This is a genomic window from Streptomyces sp. NPDC008163 (genome assembly GCF_042956885.1).
GTDB lineage: Bacteria > Actinomycetota > Actinomycetes > Streptomycetales > Streptomycetaceae > Streptomyces > Streptomyces drozdowiczii_A.
In genome coordinates, this window is record NZ_JBIBHG010000005.1 from 81,856 (window position 1) to 104,197 (window position 22,342).

Genomic DNA, 22,342 nt, shown 5'->3' on the forward strand with positions numbered 1-22,342 from the left:
GAACCGGTACGCCGGTCCGGGGCGACGCGCAAGCGCCCCGGACCGGCGTACCGGGATCAAGCACCCGGCGCGAAAATCGCCTCCTGCGCCGCGTCCCGCGCCGCGAGCAGCGCCCCCCGGCGGACCGCCGTGCCGCCCAGCAGACCCGCCCGCACCCCGGTGCGCAGCGGGGACATCGCGGCCAGGCGCTCCTCGACCAGGGCGGCCAGCACGCCGCCCCCCGCATGGCCCACCTCGCCGGAGAGCAGGACGAGCCCGGGGTCGAGGACCGAGGCCACCGCGGCGGCGCCCAGGGCGATCCGGTCGGCCAGGGCGGCGAGGAAGCCCTCGCTGTCGCCCTCCCCCGCGAGCGCCGCCCGGACGGCCGCCGCCGCACCGGGCTCCTGGCCCTTCTCCGTGACGGCGATCCCGTGGCGCGCGGCCAGTTCGCAGAGCGGCGCCGAGCCGACCAGTGAGTGGAAGCCCCCGTCGCAGTTGACGGCCGAGGGCGTGCCCGCCGTGCCCGGTACCGGCAGGAAGCCGAGTTCCCCCGCGCCGCCCGAGGCCCCCCGGCGGACCTTCCCGTCGAGCATGACCGCCGCCCCCACTCCGTGGCCGAGCCAGATCAGGACGAACGTGTCGTGGCCGCGGGCCGCACCGGCCCGGTGCTCGGCGACGGCGGCGAGGTTCGTCTCGTTCTCGACCAGCACCGTCGCCGGCAGCCGCTCCTGGAGCGCCCGGACCAGGCTCCGGTGCCAGGACGGCAGCCCGCTGCTGTCCCGCAGTTCCCCGGTGACCGGGTCGATGAGGCCGGGTGCGCCGATACCGACGCTGTGCAGGGGCGCGCTCCCCGCGTTGCGGACGGTGTCCGCCAGCAGCGCCACGGCCCGCTCCACGGCGTCCTCCCCCTCCGTCTCGCCGACCGGCAGCGTCGCCTCGGCCAGCGTGGCGCCCAGCAGATCGGCGATGACCACGGCGACGCTGTCGGTGCGCACGTCGAGCCCGGCCAGCAGCGCGCGGTCCGCGACGATGCCGTAGAGCCGGGCGTTGGGGCCCCTGCGGTCGGCCCCGGTCTCGCCGACGACATGGATCAGACCCGCGCCCCGGAGCCGTTCCACGAGGTCCGCGACGGTGGGCCGGGAGAGCCCGGTCAGGGTCTTCAACTGCGTGGCCGTCAGGGGGCCGTCCTGCTGGAGGAGCCGCAGGGCGAGCCGGTCGTTGATGGCCCGGGCGGTGCTCGGTGATGCGGGCATGCCGGAATCCTTCCAGATCACCGCCGGACCGGGGTCGTACGGACGGTCTATTTATCAGGCAGGGTTCCTGATAGTTTATCGCCCGCATCGTGGAACAGAACTTCAGGGGAGGGCACGGCGGTATGACAACCACATCCACGGCTACGGTCTTCGGCACTAAGGAGGTGCGGCGGGCCAGGTATGCCATCGCGGCGGTCTTCACCGTGCACGGTTCGGTGACCGGCAGCTTCGCCACCCGCGTCCCCTGGATCCAGGACCACGCGGGCGTGAGCGCCGGCCAGCTGGGCCTCGCACTGGCCTTCCCCGCGATCGGCGCCTCGGTCGCGATGCCGCTGGCCGGCGCCGTGAGCCACCGCTTCGGCGCGCGGACCGCCCTGCGCGGTCTGCTGACCCTGTGGACGCTGGCGCTGGTGCTGCCCGCCCTGGCGCCCAACCTGCTGACCCTGTGCGCGGCGCTGTTCGTGTACGGCGCCTCGTCCGGCATGTCCGACGTGGCGATGAACGCGCTCGGGGTCGAGGTGGAGAACCGCCTCGACAAGTCGATCATGTCCGGGCTGCACGGCATGTGGAGCGTGGGCGCCCTGCTGGGCTCGGCGGCGGGCACGGTGGCCGCCCACGCGGGCACGGACGCCCGGCTGCACCATGTGATAGCCGCCGCGGTGCTGACCCTGCTCGGGCTGACCGCCTGCCAGTGGGTGTTCGACCTGCGCAGCGAGCCGGACGAGGAGCCGCCGCCGCGCTTCGCGCTGCCGCCCAGGTCGGCCCTGATCATCGGTGCGGTGGGCTTCTGCGCGGTCTTCGCCGAAGGGGCCAGCCTCGACTGGTCGGCGGTCTACCTCCGCGACACGCTGGACAGCTCGGCCGGTCTCGCGGCGGTGGCCACCACCGCGTTCGCGCTGACGATGGCCGTCGCCCGGATCGCCGGGGACCGGGTCGTGGACCGCTTCGGCGCGGTGCGCACGGTCCGGGCCGGAGGCGTCCTGGCGACGCTCGGCGGGGTCCTGGTGGTCACCGCCCCGCACGTGGCGCTCGCGATGTGCGGGTTCGGGCTGATGGGGCTCGGCATCGCCGTGGTGGTCCCGCTCGCCTTCGCGGCGGCCGGGCGCAGCGGCCCCAAGCCGGCCCAGGCCATCGCGGGCGTCGCGACGATCACGTACACCTCCGGGCTCATCGCCCCGTCGGCGATCGGTTCGCTGGCCGAGGCGACCTCGCTGGTCGTGTCGTTCGGCCTGGTGACGGTGCTGGCGTTCGGCCTGGTCCTGGGGGCCGGGGTGCTGCGGGCCGGTGACCGCAAGCCGGTGGCCGGGGGCGCGGTGCGGGACGCGGCGGCGGCCGAGCCGCGCGCCTGACCCCCTCCCCCGGGCATCGCGGAAACGGCGAACCGGAACGGGTGGGTCCGGCCGAGGGGCGCGGGCCGGGCGGCACTACCATGGCGCTGATCTTTTCCGCGATGAGCGCCATGCCGGGCCGGCACGGGCTCACGCACCTACACACAGGGAGCAACCATGGGCCTCGGCGTGCGCTGGACCTTGCACGGCGACGGGAAGACGCCCGCACCGGGAGCGGTGGTCCGCCCCGACGAGCGGCTCTCCTGGCCCCGCACCTTCGGGCTGGGCGCCCAGCATGTGGTGGCCATGTTCGGCGCGTCGTTCGTCTCGCCGGTCCTGATGGGGCTCGACCCCAACCTGGCGATCATGATGTCGGGTGTCGCGACGGCCATCTTCCTGCTGGCCACGCGCGGCCAGGTGCCGAGCTATCTGGGCTGTTCGCTGTCGTTCGTCGGGGTCGCCGCGACGATCCGGGCGAGCGGCGGCGACAGCGCGGTGGTGACCGGCGCGGTCTTCGTCGTCGGCGTGGTGCTGTTCCTGGCCGGTCTCGCGGTGCAGCGGTTCGGCGCGCGGATCATCCACGCGGCGATGCCGCCCGTGGTGACCGGCGCGGTGGTCATGCTCATCGGCTTCAACCTGGCGCCGGTGACCGCGTCGACGTACTGGCCGCAGGACCAGTGGACGGCGCTGCTCGTGATGCTGTTCACCGGTCTGGCCGTGGTGTGCCTGCGCGGCTTCTTCTCCCGGATCGCGATCTTCCTGGGGCTGGTCTTCGGTTACGTCCTGTCCTGGCTGCTCGACCTGGTCTTCGGGAAGATCCACTCCCCCGCCGGCGGTGCGGAGTCGGTGGACCACTGGCGCCTGGACCTGTCGGGCGTCGGGAAGGCCGACTGGGTCGGGCTGCCGTCCTTCCACGCGCCGAGCTTCGAGTGGTCGGCGATCCTGGTCGCCCTGCCCGTCGTCATCGCCCTGATCGCGGAGAACGCCGGGCATGTGAAGGCGGTCGGCGAGATGACCGGCCGCTCGCTGGACGGCAAGCTGGGCACGGCCATCGCGGCGGACGGCGCCGCCTCGATGCTGTCGACGGCGGTGGGCGGGCCGCCGAACACCACGTACTCCGAGAACATCGGCGTCATGGCGGCGACCCGGGTGTACTCCACCGCCGCCTACTGGGCCGCTGCCTGCTTCGCCCTGCTCTTCGGCCTCTGCCCGAAGTTCGGCGCGGTCGTGGCGGCGATCCCGGGCGGGGTGCTCGGCGGCATCACGGTCATCCTGTACGGCATGATCGGCCTGCTCGGCGCCCAGATCTGGCTGAACGCCAAGGTGGACCTGCGCAATCCGCTGAACCTGGTGCCGGCCGCGGCGGGCATCATCATCGGCGTCGGCGGGGTCAGCCTGAAGATCACGGACAACTTCGAGCTGAGCGGGATCGCCCTCGGCACCATCGTCGTGATCACCGGCTACCACGTGCTGCGCGCCTTCGCCCCGGCGCACCTGAAGACGCAGGAGCCGCTGCTCGACTCCGGCACGTCGGCGTACGACAAGGAGCCCCCGGCCACGGACGCGTGACCGGGGTCCCGGTCAGTCCTCCGGGAGTTCGACCGGGGCCAGCTCGTCGAAGCGGTCACCGGGGCCGGGGTTGGTCGCGTCGGTCGCGCCGCCGAAGTGGGTCATCACGCCCCACACGGCGTTCAGCGCGGTCTGCACGGCCCCCTCGGCCCAGCCGGCCGTCCAGGAGATGTCGTCACCGGCCAGGAACAGGCCCCGCTTGTCGGCGGGCAGCCGGTCCTGCATGAAGTGCGTGAACAGCCGCCGCTGGTAGCGGTAGTGGCCCGGCAGGTTGGCCTTGAAGGCGCCCATGAACCAGGGCTCGTTCTCCCAGGAGACGGTGACCGGGTTGCCGGTGATGTGGCTGCGGATGTCGACGTTCGGGTAGATCTCGCCGAGCGACTTCAGCATGACGTCCATCCGCTCGGTCGCGGAGAGCGGCAGCCACTTCAGGCTGTCGTCGCACCAGGTGTACGAGAGGCAGATGCTGGCCGGCCGGTCCGGCCCGTCGTCCAGCAGGTACGTGCCCCGGGTCATCCGGTCGGTCAGCGTCATCGACATCGTGTCGCGGCCGGTGGTCTCGTCCTTGTCCAGCCAGAACGGCCGGTCGACGGGCACGAACAGCTTGGACGACTCCATGTAGTGGGTGCGCTCCATCGCCGTCCAGTGGTCGATCGGGAAGAGCGCGTCGTCGCAGGCGATCTTGGAGAGAAGCAGCCAGGACTGCCCGGTGAAGACGGCCGCCCGGAAGGTACGGATGTCGCCCGAGGCGTCGGTGACGGTGATCCGGTTGCCGGCCGTGCGGTTGAGCCGGGTGACCGCGCCGCGCGGCTCGCCGCCGTGCAGCGAGGACAGCGAGGTGCCGAGCGGCCAGTGCGTTATCTTCTGCGGCTCCCGCTCCCACAGGCGCAGCGGGAGCTGCTGGCTGCCGCCGACGATGGAGCGGTGGTGGTCGTCCGCCTCGGTGTAGACGACGCGCAGGATCTCCAGGATGGAGTTGGGGAAGTCGGTGTCCCAGCCGCCGGTGCCGAAGCCGACCTGGCCGAAGATCTCGCGGTGCCGGAAGGACTTGAAGGCGTCGGAATCGCAGAGGAAGCCGTAGAAGGTCTGGTTGTCCAGCTTCTCGACCAGCCGGGACCAGATCTCCCTGATCCGGTCCACGTCGCGCTCGCGCATGGCCCGGTTCATGTCGGAGAAGTCGGCGCCCTCCTCCAGACAGCGGTTCCAGGCGTCCATCACATCGCGGTAGACCTGCGGGAGTTCGTCGATGGTCCTGGCGTAGTGGGACTCGCCCTTGAGGTCGACCACGGTCGAGGGGGTGGCCGGGCAGAGCGGGTTGGGGAACGGCTTCGTCTCCAGGCCCACGAGGTCGATGTAGTGCTGGAGGGCGGTCGAGGAGGGCGGGAAGCGCATCGCGCCCATCTCGGCGGTGAGCGGTTCGCCGTCGGTGGCGCAGCCCTCGAACTCGACGGTGCGCAGCCGTCCGCCGATGCGGTCGGCCTCGTAGACGACGGGCTTGAGGCCCATCTTCATCAGTTCGTACGCGGTGATGATGCCGGAGAGCCCGCCACCGATGACGGCCACCTCGGTGCCGTGCTCGGTCGCCGGTATCTGGCCGAGCCCCGCCGGGTGGGCGAGGAAGTCGTCGTAGGCGTACGGGAAGTCCGGCCCGAACATGGTGATCGGCGGGGCCGCTTCCTCGGTGTGCTGGACGGCGGGGGGCACGGCGGTCATGGGGTACGGGCTCCTTGCGGGACGGGCGAAGACGTGAAGGGGGGCGCGGGGCGGGCTCAGACGAGGGAGCCGTACAGGCCGGGGCGGCGGTCGCGGAGATACGGGTTGGCGGCCCGGGAGTCCGCGAGGAGAGCGAGGTCGACGTCGGCGGTGACCAGTTCCTCGCCGCGCCCCGCCCGGGCGCGGACGGTGCCGTCGGGTCCGGCCAGGCAGCTCAGCCCGGTGAAGTCGAACTCGCCTTCCGGACCGGTCCGGTTGACGTACGCGAGGTAGAGCTGGCTCTCGAAGGCGCGGACCGGGACGAGGGATTCGGCGACGAACGAGAAGGGGTGCATCAGCGCGGTCGGGACCAGCAGGAGGTCGGTGCCGGCCAGGGCGTGCGCCCGTACGTTCTCCGGGAACTCGACGTCGTAGCAGGTCAGCAGGCCGATGCGGACCCCGTCCAGCTCGGCCTGGACCACGGGCTGCCCGCCGGGGGTGAACCAGCGCTGCTCGAAGTCGCCGAAGAGGTGGGTCTTGCGGTAGTTGGCGAGCGTGGTGCCGTCGGGACCGATGAGCTGAGCGGAGTTGTAGAGGGTGTCGCCCTCGCGCTCGGGGTAGCCGTAGTGGACGGCGATCCCGTGCCGCACGGCGATCTCGGCGACGGCGCGGGCGGCGGGCCCGTCGGCGGCCTCGGCGAGGCGGGGGACGTCGTCGCCGATGGCGTACCCGGTGAGGTACAGCTCGGGGCAGACCAGGAGCCGGGCCCCGGTGGCGGCGGCGCGGCGGGCGGCGTCCGCCAGCAGCTCGACGGATCCGGCGACCGAACCGGGACGCCCGCAGCTCTGGAGCAGGGCGGTGCGCAACGGCGGCATGGCTGACCTCGGACGATGCGGGGCGGGGCGGGGACGTAGAAACGGTACGTTCAGCCGTTCGGCCCGAACAAGACGCGACCGTTGCGCACCGACAGCCGATCCGTTGCGCGGTTCGGGCGGGGCGCGGCGATTTATTGCGTCACTCCGGCCCGACCCGCGCGTCGAGGAGCAAGGACAGCCCATTCCAGCCCGACCCGCACTTCGCGACCGGGGCCAGCCCAGTCCAGCCCGTCCGGCGTTTGAGGACGGAACCGTCGCCGGGGGACCTGGCCCGCCCAGCGGACGGCCCTACCCCGGGGACCCGGAGGAGAAGCGGCGCAACAGCGGCGACAACACCAGCACGGACTTCGTCCGTTCCACGTACGGCTCCCCCGCGATCCGCTCAAGCACCTGCTCGAAGTGCCGCATGTCCGCCGCGAACACCTGCACCAGCGCATCCGCGTCGCCGGTCACCGTGGACGCGGAGGCGACCTCGGGGTAGCGGGCCAGGCCCTGCTTGATGGACTCCGGAGACGTGTTGCGGCTGCAGTAGATCTCGATGTACCCCTCGGTCTCCCAGCCGAGCGCCGCCGGGTCGACCCGCACGGTGAACCCGGTGATGGCCCCCTCGGCGCGCAGCCGGTCGACCCGGCGTTTCACCGCGGGCGCGGACAGGCCGATGATCGAGCCGATGTCGGCGTAGGAGCGGCGGGCGTCCTCGGCCAGGGCGTGGACGATGCGTTCGTCGAGGTCGTTCAGTCGCACGTCGTACGGGTCACTTCTCTGCGGTGGCCCGGCCGGAGCCGGGCATGACTGTGCCGGGGAGCGGCAGATGCCGCCCCCCGGCAGTAGACCACGGCCTAGCTCCAGCTGGCGTGCAGCGGCTTGCCCTCCGCGTAGCCGGCGGCGCTCTGGACGCCGACGACGGCCTTCTCGGCGAACTCCGCGAGGGAGGCCGCGCCCGCGTAGGTGCAGGAGGAGCGGACGCCCGCGATGATCGAGTCGATCAGGTCCTCGACGCCGGGGCGCGCCGGGTCCAGGAACATCCGCGAGGTGGAGATGCCCTCCTCGAAGAGCGCCTTGCGGGCCCGGTCGTACGCGGACTCGTCGGAGGTGCGGTTCTTCACGGCGCGCGCGGACGCCATGCCGAAGGACTCCTTGTAGAGGCGGCCGTCGGCGCTCTGCTGGAGGTCGCCCGGGGACTCGTACGTACCGGCGAACCAGGAGCCGATCATCACGTTGGACGCTCCGGCCGCGAGGGCCATGGCGACGTCGCGCGGGTGGCGGACCCCGCCGTCGGCCCAGACGTGCTTGCCGTACTTCTTCGCCTCGGCGGCGCACTCCAGCACGGCCGAGAACTGGGGGCGGCCCACGCCGGTCATCATGCGGGTGGTGCACATGGCACCGGGTCCGACGCCGACCTTGATGATGTCCGCGCCGGCCTCGATGAGGTCGCGCACGCCCTCGGCGGCGACGATGTTGCCCGCCACGATCGGCACCTGCGGGTCCAGCGCCCGGACCGCGCGCACCGCGCTGATCATGGACTCCTGGTGGCCGTGCGCGGTGTCCACGACGAGGGTGTCGACACCGGCGTCGAGCAGCTGCTTGGCCTTGCCGGCCACGTCCCCGTTGATGCCGACGGCGGCGGCGATGCGCAGCTTGCCGGCCGCGTCGGTGGCCGGGCTGTACAGCGTGGCGCGCAGGGCGCCCTTCCGGGTGAGGATGCCGACGAGGCGGCCGTCCGCGTCGACGGCGGGGGCGAGCTTGCGGTTGGCGCCGTCCAGCTTGTTGAAGGCGTCGCGCGGGTCGATGTCCGCGTCCAGGACGACCAGGTCCTTGGACATGACCTCGGAGAGCTGGGTGAAGCGGTCCACGCCGGACAGGTCGTGGTCGGTGACCACGCCGACGGGCCGGCGGTCCGCGTCGACGACGACGCCGGCGCCGTGCGCGCGCTTGTGCAGCAGGGACAGCGCGTCGGCGACGGTCTGGCCCGGCGACAGCTCGATGGGAGTGTCGAGCACCAGGTGGCGCGTCTTCACCCAGGAGATGACCTCGGTGACGACCTCGATCGGGATGTCCTGCGGGATGACGACGAGGCCACCGCGGCGGGCGACGGTCTCGGCCATCCGGCGGCCCGCGATGGCGGTCATGTTCGCGACGACCAGGGGGATGGTGGTGCCGCTGCCGTCGGGCGAGGACAGGTCGACACCCTGGCGCGATCCGACCGCCGACCGGCCCGGGACCATGAAGACGTCGTCGTACGTGAGGTCGTACGGAACGGAGGGGGACTCTGTATAGCGACCGGTGCCGGGCTCAAGAAAACGCATAACACTCATTTTTTCATACGAAATGGCGCAGGTCGCTTCCACGAAGACACAGCAAATGACTCCCGCGCTCGTATGTTCCTACGAAGGACCGCTGCGGGAGTCCCGGGCACGTGCCACCTGCCTTACCCCCGGACCTTACCCGAACAGCTTTCAACCATTCCCGATCATCTGCCCTGGACCTGGTGACAAGGGGTCAGGTAGCTTCAAACCCGCAGGTCCCGTGGGTCACCACTACGCCCCGGAGGAACGGACGGATCGTGCTCAACTTCCGTCACCCGTACGACCGGAGAGGATCACGACCCGCCCGTGGAGAACGAACTGCCGGACATCTACTGCCCGTTCCCCCAGCGGACGAACCCGCACGTCGCCCAGGTGCGGGAGCATCTGGACTCCTGGACCCGCAACACCGGTCTGGTGCACCGGGATTCGGCCAGGGAGCGCTTCGAGCAGGCGGACTTCGGTGCGTTCGTCGGGATGGTCTACCCGACCGCCGACCGTGAGAATCTGGACCTGGTCGCCGACTGGTTCGTCTGGCTCTTCCTCGTCGACGACCAGCTGGACGACGGCCACCTCGGCCGCAGCCCGGAGCGGGTCCGGGACGTCGTCGCCCTCATGCTCGCGGTGGTCGAGGGCACCCGCACCGGCGTGCTGGAGAACGAGGAGCTGCCCGCCGCCGTGGTCGCCCTCATCGACCTGTGGCAACGTACGACGCCGACCGCAGCGGTGCACTGGCGGCGCAGGTTCGCCTGGCACCTGAAGAAGTACCTCACCACCGCCACCACCTGGGAGGCCGGGAACCGGGCGGCGGGCGTCGTGCCGTCGGAGGAGCTGTACATAGAGAAGCGCCGCCACACCGGCGCGATCATCGTCTGCATGGACCTGATAGAGATCGTCGCGGGCATCGAGGCACCCTCCTCGATCCACAACGACCCCCGGTTCATCACGGCGCTCGAAGCGTCCTGCAACCACGTCTGCTGGGCCAACGACGTGTATTCGTACGAGAAGGAGCAGGTGCTCGGCGAGATCCACAACCTCGTCCACCTGGTCCGCCACCACCGCGGCTACGGCAAGCAGCAGGCACTGGAGCACGTCTGCGCGGAGATCGCCGTCGAGACGGAGCGCTTCCTGACGGCGGAGACCGAGCTGCTGGAGGCGTATCCGCAGCTGACGCCGATGCTGGAGCCGTATCTCGACGGCATGCGCAGCTGGATGCGCGGCAATCTCGACTGGTCCCGGCAGACGCCCCGGTACAACCCGGCCGACGTCAGCCAGTACGAGCAGCCGGAGCAGTATCTGGAATCCACGGTCCTGGGCGTCCCCCAGGACTGAGCACACGGAGACAAGGGAGAGGGGCGAGCGGTCACGGACCGCTCGCCCCTCTCCCGTACGACCGCGGGCCCGCGGGCCCGTAGGTCTCAGTCGCCGTCCGGGTCCGCCCGCTCCAGGGCCGGACGGCGCGGGGCGGCGGACTCCGTCAGCAGGTAGTCGGCGGCCGCGGTGTCCGTGACCAGGCTGGTGACCAGGCCGGACCGCAGCACCGCGCCGATCGCGGCGGCCTTGCGCTGTCCGCCCGCGATGGCCACCACCTCGGGGATCCGGCGCAGCCGGTCCGCCTCGACGGTGATGCACCGCTCGCCGAGGTCCCGGCCGACCCGGCGGCCGTCCGCGTCGAAGAGGTGGGCCGACATCTCGGCGGCGACGCCGAGCGAGGCGTAGTGCCGGCGCTCCTCGTCGGAGAGCATGTCGTGCACGGTGGAGATGCCCGGCTCCCAGGAACCGATGGAGACGGCCGCGACCGTCACCTTGTCGAAGTACTCGAAGGCGCGGGCGATCCCCGTCTGGTGGCGCAGCGCGGCGGCCGTCGCCGGGTCCGGCAGCAGCATCGGCGCGTAGATCGGGTGGGCCTCGCCACCGGAGACCTGGGCGGCACGCCGCACCGCCTCCACCGAACCGCGCTCGGCGGTGCCCGCGTCGTAGACCCCGGTGAGCTGCACGACCGTGCACGGGGGCAGCCGGTCGAGGGCGGCGGCCATGTGGATGGTGGAGCGGCCCCAGGCGAGCCCGAGCACATCGCCCTCGGTCACCAGCTCCCCGAGCAGGTCGGCCGCGACCTCGCCCAGGTTCTCCGGGTCCGCCGCGTCGTCCTGCTCCTCCGCCGGGGACTCCACGACGACCGCGTGGCGCAGCCCGTAGCGGGCCCGGAGCGCGTCGGACCGCTCGGCGTCCAGCTCCGCCGGGACACGGATCTCGATGCGTACGAGGTCGCGCTCCAGGGCGGTCTCCAGGACCCGGGCGACCTTGAAGCGGCTGACGCCGAACTCCTCGGCGATCTGGATCTTGGACTTGCCCTCGAGGTAGAAGCGGCGGGCCATGGCCGCCGCCTGCACCAGCTCCGCGGGCCCCATCCGCAGGGCGGACCGGCCCGCCGACATTGCAGACACCGCGTTCTCCTCACTGCTGTTCACGCTCTTGATACGCCGTTCATCCTGTCAGATACGACGCTCCCTGACCGGCCCCGTCGGACCCCGTTCATCTGCCCTTGGCCCGGGCGCCGCTCGCCCGCCCCGGCCGCCCCGGACTCAGTGCGCGCAGGCCCAGCCCGCCGCGCCGATGGCCCCGTCGGCCTTGGCCCGCAGCGCCCGCACCGCGGCGGCCGGGTCCTCGGCGCCGTAGACCGCCGAGCCGGCGACGAAGACGTCGGCACCGGCCTCGGCGCACCGCTCGATGGTGGACTCGGATACGCCGCCGTCGACCTGGAGCCACAGATCGAGCCCGTGCCTGGAGATCAGCTCCCGGGTACGGCGGATCTTCGGCAGCATGATGTCCAGGAACGCCTGGCCGCCGAAGCCCGGCTCCACGGTCATGATCAGCAGCATGTCGAGCTCGGGGAGCAGGTCCTCGTACGGCTCGATGGGCGTCGCCGGCTTGAGCGCCATGGAGGCGCGGGCGCCCTTGGCGCGGATCTCCCGGGCCAGCCGGACGGGGGCGGCCGCGGCCTCGGCGTGGAAGGTGACCGACCCGGCTCCCGCCTCGACGTACTGCGGCGCCCAGCGGTCCGCGTCCTCGATCATCAGATGGCAGTCCAGCGGCGTGTCCGTGGCCCGGCTGAGCGATTCCACGATCGGAACGCCGAGGGTCAGATTGGGCACGAAGTGGTTGTCCATGACATCGACATGGAGCCAGTCGGCACCTTCGACGGCCTTGGCCTCATCGGCGAGGCGCGCGAAATCGGCGGAGAGAATACTCGGGTTGATCTGGGCCATGGGCCAAGCCTGCCATGTTCTGCGTCACTTCCCGGCCTCGGTGCGCTCCAAAGGCTCACGGGATCATTACGGTTCGCGCATTCCCGGCGTTTCGCCCCGGTGAGGGGGCGCGCGGTCAGGCGGTACGGCGGAGCAGCGCCAGATACATCGCGTCGGTGCCGTGCAGATGGGGCCAGAGCTGGACGTCGGGCCCGTCGCCCAGCGCGGGCACGCCCGGCAGCAGCGGACGGGCGTCGATCCACTCCGCCGCCACGGGCGCCCCACCGCGCCCCTTGAGCACGTCCTCCACGACGACCCGGGTCTCCGCGAGGTGCGGCGAGCAGGTCGCGTACCCGACGACACCGCCGACGCGTACGGCCTTCAGCGCCTCGCGGAGCAGCCCGCGCTGGAGCGGAGCGAAGCCCTCCAGGTCCTCCTTGCGACGGCGCCAGCGGGCCTCGGGGCGGCGGCGGAGCGCGCCGAGCCCGGAGCACGGCACGTCCACCAGGACCCGGTCGAAGCTGCCGGGGAGCCAGGGCGGGCGGGTGCCGTCGGCGGTGATCACCTGGTAGGGGCCGGGGTTGCCCGCCAGCGCGCGCTCCACCAGGCGGGCGCGGTGCGGCTGCTTCTCGGCGGCCAGCAGGGCGGCGCCGCGGTCCGCGGCGAGGGCGGCGAGCAGGGCGGCCTTGCCGCCGGGGCCCGCGCAGCCGTCGAGCCAGCGGGCGTCGCCGCCCTCCAGCGGGGCATTGGCCAGGGCGGCGGCGACGAGCTGGCTGCCCTCGTCCTGGACCCCGGCCCGGCCCTCGCGCACGGCGGTCAGGGCGCCGGGCTCGCCGCCCTCGGCCATCCGCACGGCGTAGGGCGACCAGCGGCCCGGGAGCGAGTTGTCCGCGCCCAGTTCCTCGGTGAGCTCGTCCGTGGTGGAGCGGCCGGGGCGGGCGACGAGGGTGACCTCGGGGCGCTCGTTGTCCGCGTCGAGCAGGTCCTCGATCCCGGCGCGGCCGCCGCCGAGCGCGTCCCAGAGCGCGGAGACGATCCAGCGCGGGTGCGAGTGGACGACCGCGAGGTGGTCCTCGGCGTCGTCCTCGTAGGCCGGGGCCACCTTCGCGACCCAGCCGTCGAGGTCGTCGGCGGACACCTTGCGCAGGACGGCGTTGACGAACTTGGCGCGCCCCTCCCCCAGCACCACCCGGGCCAGCTCCACGCTGGCGGAGACCGCCGCGTGGGTCGGGATACGGGTGCCGAGGAGCTGGTGCACGCCCATGTTCAGCACGTCAAGGACCGGCGGGTCGACCTCGCGCAGCGGCCGGTCGATGCAGGCGGCGACGATCGCGTCGTACGTCCCCTGGCGGCGCAGCGTCCCGTAGACCAGCTCGGTCGCCAGGGCGGCGTCGCGGTGGTCGAAGTCGCCCTTGGCCCTGGCTTTCTTCAGCAGCGGGGGCAGTACGAGATTCGCGTACGCGTCGCGCTCGTCCACGGCCCGCAGGACCTCGAAGGCGAGGAAGCGGACCGGATCCTTCTTGGGACGGCGGTGCGGCTTGGCGGGACGGCGACGCGGCTGGTCGTTCACGTGAAAGGTGCTCCGCTGGAGGTGATGAGGAGGAACCCTCCCAGCCTACGTCCCCGCCCCCGGGGATCAGCTCCCGGCCAGCTCGCCGGGGACGATGCGCACCCCTCGCGCCCAGTCGGCGGCGCGCATCGGCTTCTTGCCCTGCGGCTGCACCCACAGCAGCTCGACGGCGTGCGACCCGGTGCCCACGAACACGTTGTTCTTGCCGACGGAGAGCTCACCGGGTGCCAGCTCGGACCGGTCGACGGCGGGGGTGGCCTGGACGAGCTTCAGGCGCTCGCCCCGGAAGAGCGTCCAGGCGCCGGGGGCGGGGGTGCAGGCGCGGATGACCCGGTCGACGCGCAGGGCGGGCGCGGACCACTGGACCTGGGCGTCCTCGACGGTGATCTTCGGCGCGAGGGTGACACCGTCGGCGGGCTGCGGTACGGCGTGCAGGGTGCCGTCCTCGATGCCGTCCATGGTCGCCGCGAGCAGCCCGGAGCCGGCGAACGCGAGCCGGGTCAGCAGATCGCCGCTGGTGTCGGTCGGGCGGACCTCCTCGGTCAGAACGCCGTAGACGGGCCCGGAGTCGAGACCTTCCTCGATCAGGAAGGTGGACGCCCCCGTCACCTCGTCGCCGGACATCACCGCGTGCTGCACCGGGGCCGCGCCGCGCCAGGCGGGCAGCAGCGAGAAGTGCAGGTTGACCCAGCCCTTCGCCGGGATGTCGAGCGCCGCCCTGGGCAGCAGCGCACCGTAAGCGACGACCGGGCAGCAGTCCGGCGCGATCTCCCGCAGCCGCGCGAGGAAGTCCTCGTCCCGGGGCCTGGCGGGCTTCAGCACCTCGATCCCGGCCTCCTCGGCGCGCTCGGCGACCGGGCTGGCCACCAGCCGGCGGCCCCGCCCCGCGGGCGCGTCGGGCCGGGTCACGACGGCGGCCACCTCGTGCCGGCCGGAGGCGATCAGGGCGTCGAGTGCGGGGACGGCTACCTCGGGGGTGCCGGCGAAGACGAGCTTCATGGGTGGCTGACTGCCTCTCAGGCCGGACTCTCAGGCCGAAACGTTACGGTGACGAGCAACGCACAAGTCTATGGGGCGGCGGGCCGGGGGGCGTACGCACAGTCGCGCGCCCCTTGCAGGTGCGCATACGCCCCCCGAGCGTGACCAGATCCCCCGGTGCGGCGTTGGTCAAGAGAGATTGACCGAAGCGAGCCGCCCTGGTGCGGCCCGATCCCTTTCAACGCCGGTTCGAGAGGCTTCTTCATGGCCGACCACGCAACCCACGACGCCCAAGCGCGGGCCAGCCTGCATCTCCTGGTGCGGGACATCGAGCGGGTCCGGCGGCAGGTGGACGCACTGCGCACGCTCACCGCACAGCTGGGCAACGTCTACCGTCCGCGCCGCACCGGCCCGTCCGCGGGCTTCGTCGTATACGGCAGGGCCCCGGCCCCCACCGTGAGACTGGCCCAGGAACTGCGGGACAGCGTCGAGACCCTGGTCACGGCGGCCGTGGACTTCGACCGCTCACTAGGCTTCTCCTGGGACGCGGTGGGCTCCGCGCTCGGGGTCACCAAGCAGGCCGTGCACCGCCGCTACGGATCCCGCCGGACCACCCAGCAGCCCACGGCCCCGGAGCCCGCGGAGGTGGTCCCCCAACGCGCCCCCACGGTCCCCGCAGCCCGGGCCCCCCAACCCCCGACGGACCGCCCGAACCCCTTCCCGGGCCCCCGCAACGGCTGACCCAGGGGTGAGCCGGGCCGCCCCGTCGCACAAGCGAGGGGGCGGCCCGGCTCACGCCCCGACCGCGCCCGCGCACAACCAAGCACGCCGGCAAATCGAGCCCGTCCGGCGCTTGAGGCCTAGGGGCGCCCGTACCCAAACGCCCGCCGCACGAAATCCAGCCCGTCCGGCGGCGTGTGAGGACAAAGGCACCAGGCGGCACGCACCCGCACGCCGCCACCACCTCAGCCGATGTCCACCGGATCCACCCGCACCCGCACCCCACCCCCACCACGCTCCACGCGCGCAGCGCGGACCGCCGCGGCCAATGCCGCCCCGCTCCCGGGCGGCACCCGCACCAACGCCCGCTCCCAGATCTCCCCCGCCGGCGCCTCGAACGCCCGCCGGGGCCGCCCCGGCTCCGCGGCAGGCACCGGCACCGGCCCCAGCACCTCCGCGTCCGAAGGCAACCGCGCCACCGCGAAGAACGCGGCCAGCGCCTCCGGCGCCCCCGTCACCGAAGCCATCCGGGACACCGGCGGAAAGCCCAGCTCGGCCCGCTCCGCCAGCTCCCGCCGGGCGTGCCCGACCGGGTCCCAGCGGACCAGCGCCTGCACCGGCCGCAGTGTCGGCTCGGCGACGACGACCACCGTGCCGCCCTCCGGCCGCCCCCGGACCAGTGCCGCGGCGGCCGTCCACCGCCGCAGCGCCTCCTCCCCGGCCCGCAGGTCGGGCCGCCCGACCATCGCCCAGCCGTCGAGCAGGAGCGCCGCCGTGTATCCGCCCTCGGCGACCGGCTCAGCGCCCGGCGTGCTGACGACCAGCGCGGGCTGGTCCGGAACCGAGTCGAGGACATGGTCGCGCCCGGACGTCCGCACCGGGACCGCCGGGAACGCCCGGCCCAGCTCCTCGGCCGTGCGCCGGGCCCCCACGATCTGGGCGCGCAGCCGCCGCCCGCCGCAGGCCACGCAGTGCCAGGACGTCTCGGCCCGCCCGCACCACGCGCAGTTCAGGTCCTGCTGGTCCGGCGCCTCCAGCGGCCCCGCGCACTGCCGGCACCGGGCGGGCTCACGGCAGCGCTCGCAGGCGAGCCGGGGGGCGTAACCCCGGCGGGGGACCTGGACCAGCACCGGACCGCAGCGCAGCCCGTCCCGGACGGTCTGCCAGGCGAGGCTGGGCAGCCGGGCCGCGCGGGCGGCCCCGTCCCGCGCGAGCTCGCCGTCGCCCACGGTGCGGATCACGGGCGCCGCCACCCGCACCTGCTCCCGGTCGGCGCGCAGCGGCAGCGCCCACCCGCTCTCCACGAGCTGCGCGGCCTCCACGGTGCAGCTGACGGAGCCGAGCAGGAAGGCGCACCGGCCGTGCGTGGCCCGCAGCTCCAGGACCTCGCGGACGTGCGGGAAGGGGGCGCGGTCGTCGCTGTGGCTGGAGTCCCCGTCGTCCCAGACGACGACGAGCCCGAGGTCGGCGACGGGAGCGAACATCGCCGCCCTGGTCCCCACCACCGCCCGGGCGGAGCCGCGTCGCACGGCGAGCCATTCCCGGTAGCGCTTCCCCGGCCCGGAGCCGGCGGTGAGCAGCGCGTGCCGCCCCTCGCCGAGCAGGGCGGTGAGCGCGGCGTCGACCCGGGCGGCGGTCCGCCCGTCGGGGACGACGACGAGGGCGCCGCGCCCGGAGGACAGGGTCGCGGCGACGGCCGTGGCGATCTCGGCGGGCCAGTGCGGTCCGGGAAGCGCGGTCCAGACGGCCCGGGGGGCGCCCCCGCCGGCCAGCGCGGAGAGGAACGCGGGCCCCTGCGGGTACCGCTCCCAGCTTCCGGGGGCGGGGGGCGCGGGGGCGGGCAGGGGTGCGGGCGACGGCTTGGCCTCGGCCTGCGCGTTGCGCGGGGGGACGGCGAGCTGGAGGACGTCGGCGAGGCTGCCCGCGTACCGGTCGGCGACGGCGCGGGCGAGGGCGAGGAGCCCGGGACCGAGGACCGGCTCGGGCGAGACGACGGAGGCGAGCGCGGCCAGCGCCCCGCTGTAATCGGACTCGGCCAGCCGCTCGACGAGGAAGCCGTCCACGAGTCCGCCGCCCTCGCGCCGGCCGCCGCGCACCTGGCGGCCCCCGGCACCGAAGCGGACCCGGACGCGCACCCCGGGCTGTGCGTCGGCGTCCAGCTCCTCGGGGACGGCGTAGTCGAAGTACTGGTCGAGGTGGAGCGCGCCCTTGTTGACGAGGACGCGGGCGACGGGCAGCTCCTTGGCCAGGGCGGCACCGCGCCAGGTGCGCGGCTTTGCGCGCGGCACATCGGCCCGGCGGACGGCCTCCCGGATCAGCGCAAGCTGTTCCGGCGCCCCCGCCCCGGGCTCGTCGGACCGCTCGTTCTCGCTGCTCACAGCTCCATCCCTACCAGACGCCTCGGACAACGGCGCCTGCCGTCCTCGTAACCCCGGGCCGCGAAACGCCGGAGCCCGGACACCGTGACGGCGTCCGGGCTCCGGCGGAATACCGGCTGAGTGCGGTGCTTACAGACCGGCGGCGGCGCGCAGGGCGTCCACCCGGTCCGTGCGCTCCCAGGTGAAGTCGGGCAGCTCGCGGCCGAAGTGCCCGTACGCGGCGGTCTGCGCGTAGATCGGGCGCAGCAGGTCGAGGTCGCGGATGATCGCGGCCGGGCGGAGGTCGAAGACCTCGCCGATGGCGTGCTCGATCTTCTCGGTCTCGATCGCGGCGGTGCCGAAGGTCTCCACGAAGAGGCCCACCGGCTCGGCCTTGCCGATCGCGTACGCGACCTGGACCTCGCAGCGGGCGGCGAGACCGGCGGCGACGACGTTCTTGGCGACCCAGCGCATGGCGTAGGCGGCCGAGCGGTCCACCTTCGACGGGTCCTTGCCGGAGAAGGCGCCGCCGCCGTGGCGGGCCATGCCCCCGTAGGTGTCGATGATGATCTTGCGGCCGGTGAGGCCGGCGTCGCCCATCGGGCCGCCGATCTCGAAGCGCCCGGTCGGGTTGACCAGGAGGCGGTAGCCCTCGGTGTCGAGCTTGATGCCGTCCTCGATGAGCTGGTTCAGCACGTGCTCGACCACGAACTCGCGGATGTCGGGCGCGAGCAGCGAGTCGAGGTCGATGTCGCTGGCGTGCTGCGAGGAGACGACGACGGTGTCGAGGCGGACGGCCTTGTCGCCGTCGTACTCGATGGTGACCTGGGTCTTGCCGTCGGGGCGCAGGTACGGGATGGTCCCGTTCTTGCGGACCTCGGACAGCCGGCGGGAGAGCCGGTGCGCGAGGAAGATCGGCAGCGGCATGAGCTCGGGGGTCTCGTCGCACGCGTAGCCGAACATCAGGCCCTGGTCGCCGGCGCCCTGCTTGTCGAGCTCGTCCTCGTCGCCCTCGACCCGCTTCTCGTACGCGGTGTCGACGCCCTGGGCGATGTCCGGGGACTGGGCCCCGATGGACACCGAGACGCCGCAGGAGGCGCCGTCGAAGCCCTTCTTCGAGGAGTCGTAGCCGATCTCCAGGACCTTGTTGCGGACCAGCGTCGGAATGTCGGCGTACGCCTTGGTCGTGACCTCACCCGCGACGTGCACGAGACCGGTGGTGATCAGGGTCTCGACGGCGACGCGGGAGGACGGGTCCTCGCGCAGGAGCGCGTCGAGAATGGTGTCGCTGATCTGGTCGGCGATCTTGTCGGGGTGGCCCTCGGTCACGGACTCCGAGGTGAAGAGACGGCGGGACACATCGCTCCCTGGGGTTGCAGCGGCTGCTGGCTGATCATTGGCCGGACGGTCCGGGAGCTGCGCCCGGCATGGTCCAGCGAGCAGTTTATCGGTCGGCTCCGGCCGTGGGACAACATGTCTCGCCCTTTGGCCCTCGTGTGACCTGTTCCACCAGGCCCTTCGGCCCCCGGAAGCCCGCCGGCGCAAGGTCCCGGACCGTGTCGTGGGAGCGAGGTGCGCCCCGGCGTGTCACCTGAAATTCATCCCAGGCGCGCCGCGACGAGGTCCCAGACCGTGTCGGCCAGGGCCTCCTTGGGCCCGTACGGGACGGGGGTCTCGGTGCCGTCGGCGGCGAGCACCACGGCCTCGTTCTCCTCGGCACCGAAGGTCTTGCGCTCGCCGACCTCGTTGACCACCAGCAGATCGCAGCCCTTGCGGCGCAGCTTCTCGCGGCCGTTGGCCAGGACGTCGTCGGTCTCGGCGGCGAATCCGACGACGATCTGCCCGGGCGTGGCGCGCTCGGCGGAGACCTCGGCGAGGATGTCCGGGTTGCGGACGAGGGTGATCGGGGCGGGCTCCTGGCCGTCCTTCTTCTTGATCTTGCCGGTGGCGTACTCGGCGGGCCGGAAATCGGCGACGGCGGCCGCCATGACCACGATGTCGGCGTCCCGGGCCGCCTTCAGCACGGCCTCGCGCAGCTGTGTCGCGGTGCCGGCGCGGACGACGTCGGCGCCGGACGGGTCGGGCAGCCCGGTGTTGGCCTCGACCAGGGTGACCCGGGCGCCGCGCGCGACGGCGGTGCGGGCGAGCGCGTAGCCCTGCTTGCCGGAGGAGCGGTTGCCGAGGTAGCGGACCGGGTCGAGGGGTTCCCTCGTACCGCCGGCGCTGATCACCACGTGCCGGCCCGCGAGGTCGGGGGCGGCCGTGCCCCGGGCGAGGACGCGGCGGCAGACCTCGTAGATCTCGCCCGGGTCGGGGAGCCGGCCCTTGCCGGTGTCGACGCCGGTGAGACGGCCGACGGCGGGCTCGATGACGACGGCGCCCCGGCGGCGCAGCGTCGCGACGTTCTCCCGGGTGGCCGGGTGCTCCCACATCTCGGTGTGCATGGCCGGGGCGAAGACGACCGGACAGCGGGCGGTGAGCAGGGTGTTGGTGAGCAGGTCGTCGGCGAGACCGTGGGCGGCCTTGGCGAGCATGTCGGCGGTGGCGGGGGCGACGACGACGAGGTCGGCGTGCTGTCCGATCCGGACGTGCGGCACCTCGTGGACGTCGTTCCAGACCTCGGTGGAGACGGGGTGGCCGGAGAGCGCCGACCAGGTGGCGGCGCCGACGAAGTGGAGGGCGGACTCGGTGGGGACGACCCGTACGTCGTGGCCGGACTCGGTCAGCCGGCGCAGCAGCTCGCACGCCTTGTACGCGGCGATGCCACCGCTGACCCCCAGAACGACCTTCGGCTTGTCCACTGCGTCTCCCCGCACTCGGTTGCGTACGCCTCCCATGCTGCCTCACGGGTGCCCGCACCGGACGGTCGGCCCGGACACACCCCGCTCCCCGATCCAGCCTGATCCAAAGGAAAGGCCCCGGGCCCGGCGGATGATCCGCCGGGCCCGGGGTGAAGGTGCGTCGTCGCTGCTTACTGCGCGGGGCCCTCGATGGCCTCGGACGTGAGCAGGCCCGCGTTGATCTCGCGGAGCGCGATCGAGAGCGGCTTCTCGTGCACGTGGGTGTCGACGAGCGGACCGACGTACTCGAGGAGGCCCTCACCGAGCTGCGAGTAGTACGCGTTGATCTGGCGCGCGCGCTTGGCGGCGTAGATCACGAGGCTGTACTTCGAGTCGGTTGCTTCGAGGAGCTCATCAATCGGCGGGTTGATGATGCCCTCGGGCGTGGTGATGGAAGAGGACACGCTCTGCCTTCCGAAGGGGATGAAGATCAAAGAATTCTTTGACAGTCAGGGGCCTTGGTGCCGGGCCCCCGCTGCCGGTGTTTCACTCGCCGGCGGCGCGGTGGCCGGAAGCCTCCAGCATCAAGGCTAGCAGCTCACGTGCCACGTCCTCGACGGAGGTGTTGACGAGCGTCGTATCGAACTCCGCTTCGGCGGCCAGTTCCACCTTGGCGGCGCCGAGCCTGCGCTCGATCACCTCGGGAGCCTCGGTCCCCCGGCCGGTGAGCCGGCGGACCAGTTCCTCCCAGCTCGGCGGGGCGAGGAAGACCAGCTGGGCGTCGGCCATGGACTGGCGGACCAGCCGGGCGCCCTGGAGGTCGATCTCCAGGAGCACCGGCTCCCCCGCCTCCAGCCGCTCCTGCACGGCGCGGCGCGGCGTGCCGTAGCGGTTGCCGGCGAACTCGGCCCACTCCAGCAGCTCACCGTTGGCGATCAGCTTGTCGAACTCCTCGTCGTCCACGAAGAAGTAGTGGACGCCGTTGCGTTCGCCGGGGCGGGGCTTGCGGGTCGTCGCCGACACCGAGAGCCACACCTCGGGGTGGACCTTGCGCATATGCGCGACGACCGTGCTCTTGCCGACCCCCGAGGGGCCGGAGAGCACGGTCAGCCGCGGACGTACGTCCGGGGGTACGGGGGACGTCCCCCGGGATGTTGCAGCCATGGAGCGATTATCCAGGTTCTCAGGGGTGCCTGAGAACTCAGGCGGCGGTGCCGCCGAACTCGCGCTCCAGGGATGCGATCTGGTTGGAGCCAAGACCCCGCACGCGACGGCTCTCGGAGATGCCGAGCCGCTCCATGATCTGCTTGGCACGGACCTTGCCCACACCGGGCAGGGACTCCAGCAGGGCGGAGACCTTCATCTTGCCGATGACGTCGTTCTCCTGGCCCGACTTGATGACCTCGTGGAGGGAGGCGCCGGAGTGCTTGAGTCGATTCTTGACCTCGGCCCGCTCCCGGCGAGCCGCGGCGGCCTTTTCGAGCGCGGCTGCGCGCTGTTCAGGGGTAAGGGGCGGAAGAGCCACGCCTACGTCACCTCGGATGTCGATCTGTCGGATACGGACCGGTGAGGCAGCGGGATCGCCCCTCACCTGCTGAGCCGCGAACACCCCGTGCGCGTCGGCTCTCGACGGAGACTAGCGGCCAAGGCCGCCGGAGTCAGCGAGAACAGACGAAAAGTCCTGGTCAGCCTC

19 protein-coding genes are annotated in these 22,342 nt (G+C 72.7%); 4 read left to right on the plus strand and 15 right to left on the minus strand.

Annotated elements, in window-relative coordinates; translation table 11 throughout:
* Positions 1-56 precede the first annotated feature (56 nt).
* Positions 57-1,232 carry an ROK family protein gene (locus ACFZAT_RS13005; RefSeq protein WP_391263687.1) on the minus strand — a complete coding sequence of 392 codons (1,176 nt, stop codon included), beginning with the start codon at positions 1,230-1,232 and terminating at the stop codon, positions 57-59.
* Between the two features lie 122 nt (positions 1,233-1,354).
* Here ACFZAT_RS13005 and ACFZAT_RS13010 point away from each other — a divergent pair, with 122 nt between their 5' ends.
* Positions 1,355-2,581 (plus strand): MFS transporter, encoded by a 1,227-nt coding sequence (locus ACFZAT_RS13010; protein WP_391263689.1) that lies wholly within the window; start codon positions 1,355-1,357, stop codon positions 2,579-2,581.
* Positions 2,582-2,737: 156 nt separating this feature from the next.
* Positions 2,738-4,129: a solute carrier family 23 protein gene (locus ACFZAT_RS13015; protein WP_391263691.1), complete on the plus strand. Its 1,392-nt coding sequence runs from the start codon at positions 2,738-2,740 to the stop codon at positions 4,127-4,129.
* Between the two features lie 12 nt (positions 4,130-4,141).
* Here the strand turns inward: ACFZAT_RS13015 and ACFZAT_RS13020 are convergent, their stop codons facing one another.
* The 4 genes from ACFZAT_RS13020 to ACFZAT_RS13035 all read right to left on the minus strand — a co-directional run bounded on the left by ACFZAT_RS13020 (position 4,142) and on the right by ACFZAT_RS13035 (position 9,002).
* Positions 4,142-5,842, minus strand: coding sequence for an FAD-dependent oxidoreductase (locus ACFZAT_RS13020; RefSeq protein WP_391263693.1), 1,701 nt, complete (start codon positions 5,840-5,842; stop codon positions 4,142-4,144).
* Between the two features lie 56 nt (positions 5,843-5,898).
* Entirely contained in the window at positions 5,899-6,696 is a 798-nt protein-coding gene (locus ACFZAT_RS13025) for a nitrilase-related carbon-nitrogen hydrolase (RefSeq protein ID WP_391263694.1), read from the minus strand.
* A 288-nt stretch (positions 6,697-6,984) separates the two neighbouring features.
* Positions 6,985-7,440 carry an Lrp/AsnC family transcriptional regulator gene (locus ACFZAT_RS13030; protein WP_073967758.1) on the minus strand — a complete coding sequence of 152 codons (456 nt, stop codon included), beginning with the start codon at positions 7,438-7,440 and terminating at the stop codon, positions 6,985-6,987.
* A gap of 95 nt (positions 7,441-7,535) precedes the next feature.
* The gene (locus ACFZAT_RS13035; protein WP_391263696.1) at positions 7,536-9,002 is read right to left on the minus strand and encodes a GuaB1 family IMP dehydrogenase-related protein; all 1,467 of its coding nucleotides are present in this window, start codon (positions 9,000-9,002) and stop codon (positions 7,536-7,538) included.
* A 306-nt stretch (positions 9,003-9,308) separates the two neighbouring features.
* Here ACFZAT_RS13035 and ACFZAT_RS13040 point away from each other — a divergent pair, with 306 nt between their 5' ends.
* Positions 9,309-10,331, plus strand: a complete 1,023-nt coding sequence (locus ACFZAT_RS13040) for a terpene cyclase (RefSeq protein WP_391263698.1) — start codon at positions 9,309-9,311, stop codon at positions 10,329-10,331.
* 86 nt (positions 10,332-10,417) lie between these two features.
* On the opposite strand, the gene ACFZAT_RS13045 is transcribed toward ACFZAT_RS13040, so the two are convergent.
* From ACFZAT_RS13045 to fmt, 4 genes are all read right to left on the minus strand, one after another.
* Positions 10,418-11,434 (minus strand): sugar-binding domain-containing protein, encoded by a 1,017-nt coding sequence (locus ACFZAT_RS13045; protein ID WP_391264269.1) that lies wholly within the window; start codon positions 11,432-11,434, stop codon positions 10,418-10,420.
* 147 nt (positions 11,435-11,581) lie between these two features.
* Positions 11,582-12,265: a ribulose-phosphate 3-epimerase gene (rpe, locus tag ACFZAT_RS13050; RefSeq protein ID WP_391263700.1), complete on the minus strand. Its 684-nt coding sequence runs from the start codon at positions 12,263-12,265 to the stop codon at positions 11,582-11,584.
* 115 nt (positions 12,266-12,380) lie between these two features.
* On the minus strand, positions 12,381-13,814 hold the full coding sequence (locus ACFZAT_RS13055) for a transcription antitermination factor NusB (protein ID WP_391263702.1): 1,434 nt from the start codon (positions 13,812-13,814) through the stop codon (positions 12,381-12,383).
* A gap of 66 nt (positions 13,815-13,880) precedes the next feature.
* On the minus strand, positions 13,881-14,813 hold the full coding sequence (gene fmt, locus ACFZAT_RS13060) for a methionyl-tRNA formyltransferase (protein WP_391263704.1): 933 nt from the start codon (positions 14,811-14,813) through the stop codon (positions 13,881-13,883).
* Between the two features lie 243 nt (positions 14,814-15,056).
* Here fmt and ACFZAT_RS13065 point away from each other — a divergent pair, with 243 nt between their 5' ends.
* A complete protein-coding gene (locus ACFZAT_RS13065; protein WP_391263706.1) occupies positions 15,057-15,533 on the plus strand; it encodes a hypothetical protein in 477 nt (158 codons plus the stop codon).
* 224 nt (positions 15,534-15,757) lie between these two features.
* On the opposite strand, the gene ACFZAT_RS13070 is transcribed toward ACFZAT_RS13065, so the two are convergent.
* The 6 genes from ACFZAT_RS13070 to ACFZAT_RS13095 all read right to left on the minus strand — a co-directional run bounded on the left by ACFZAT_RS13070 (position 15,758) and on the right by ACFZAT_RS13095 (position 22,174).
* On the minus strand, positions 15,758-17,890 hold the full coding sequence (locus ACFZAT_RS13070; RefSeq protein ID WP_391263708.1) for a primosomal protein N': 2,133 nt from the start codon (positions 17,888-17,890) through the stop codon (positions 15,758-15,760).
* A 129-nt stretch (positions 17,891-18,019) separates the two neighbouring features.
* Positions 18,020-19,228, minus strand: coding sequence for a methionine adenosyltransferase (metK, locus tag ACFZAT_RS13075; RefSeq protein WP_018103916.1), 1,209 nt, complete (start codon positions 19,226-19,228; stop codon positions 18,020-18,022).
* Positions 19,229-19,467: 239 nt separating this feature from the next.
* A complete protein-coding gene (gene coaBC, locus ACFZAT_RS13080) occupies positions 19,468-20,670 on the minus strand; it encodes a bifunctional phosphopantothenoylcysteine decarboxylase/phosphopantothenate--cysteine ligase CoaBC (RefSeq protein WP_391263710.1) in 1,203 nt (400 codons plus the stop codon).
* 170 nt (positions 20,671-20,840) lie between these two features.
* The gene (rpoZ, locus tag ACFZAT_RS13085; RefSeq protein ID WP_003970369.1) at positions 20,841-21,113 is read right to left on the minus strand and encodes a DNA-directed RNA polymerase subunit omega; all 273 of its coding nucleotides are present in this window, start codon (positions 21,111-21,113) and stop codon (positions 20,841-20,843) included.
* Positions 21,114-21,195: 82 nt separating this feature from the next.
* Positions 21,196-21,813: a guanylate kinase gene (gmk, locus tag ACFZAT_RS13090; protein ID WP_026171628.1), complete on the minus strand. Its 618-nt coding sequence runs from the start codon at positions 21,811-21,813 to the stop codon at positions 21,196-21,198.
* Positions 21,814-21,850: 37 nt separating this feature from the next.
* The gene (locus ACFZAT_RS13095) at positions 21,851-22,174 is read right to left on the minus strand and encodes an integration host factor (RefSeq protein ID WP_018103912.1); all 324 of its coding nucleotides are present in this window, start codon (positions 22,172-22,174) and stop codon (positions 21,851-21,853) included.
* Between the last annotated feature and the right edge of the window lie 168 nt (positions 22,175-22,342).

Excerpts from the sequence above, each read along its gene's own strand:
- rpe (WP_391263700.1), bottom strand. The coding sequence starts at position 12,265 with ATGGCCCAGATCAACCCGAGTATTCTCTCCGCCGATTTCGCGCGCCTC.
- fmt (WP_391263704.1), bottom strand. The coding sequence starts at position 14,813 with ATGAAGCTCGTCTTCGCCGGCACCCCCGAGGTAGCCGTCCCCGCACTC.
- ACFZAT_RS13035 (WP_391263696.1), bottom strand. The coding sequence starts at position 9,002 with ATGCGTTTTCTTGAGCCCGGCACCGGTCGCTATACAGAGTCCCCCTCC.
- ACFZAT_RS13025 (WP_391263694.1), bottom strand. The coding sequence starts at position 6,696 with ATGCCGCCGTTGCGCACCGCCCTGCTCCAGAGCTGCGGGCGTCCCGGT.
- ACFZAT_RS13015 (WP_391263691.1), top strand. The coding sequence starts at position 2,738 with ATGGGCCTCGGCGTGCGCTGGACCTTGCACGGCGACGGGAAGACGCCC.
- gmk (WP_026171628.1), bottom strand. The coding sequence starts at position 21,813 with ATGGCTGCAACATCCCGGGGGACGTCCCCCGTACCCCCGGACGTACGT.
- ACFZAT_RS13010 (WP_391263689.1), top strand. The coding sequence starts at position 1,355 with ATGACAACCACATCCACGGCTACGGTCTTCGGCACTAAGGAGGTGCGG.
- ACFZAT_RS13045 (WP_391264269.1), bottom strand. The coding sequence starts at position 11,434 with ATGTCGGCGGGCCGGTCCGCCCTGCGGATGGGGCCCGCGGAGCTGGTG.
- ACFZAT_RS13065 (WP_391263706.1), top strand. The coding sequence starts at position 15,057 with ATGGCCGACCACGCAACCCACGACGCCCAAGCGCGGGCCAGCCTGCAT.
- ACFZAT_RS13020 (WP_391263693.1), bottom strand. The coding sequence starts at position 5,842 with ATGACCGCCGTGCCCCCCGCCGTCCAGCACACCGAGGAAGCGGCCCCG.
- ACFZAT_RS13005 (WP_391263687.1), bottom strand. The coding sequence starts at position 1,232 with ATGCCCGCATCACCGAGCACCGCCCGGGCCATCAACGACCGGCTCGCC.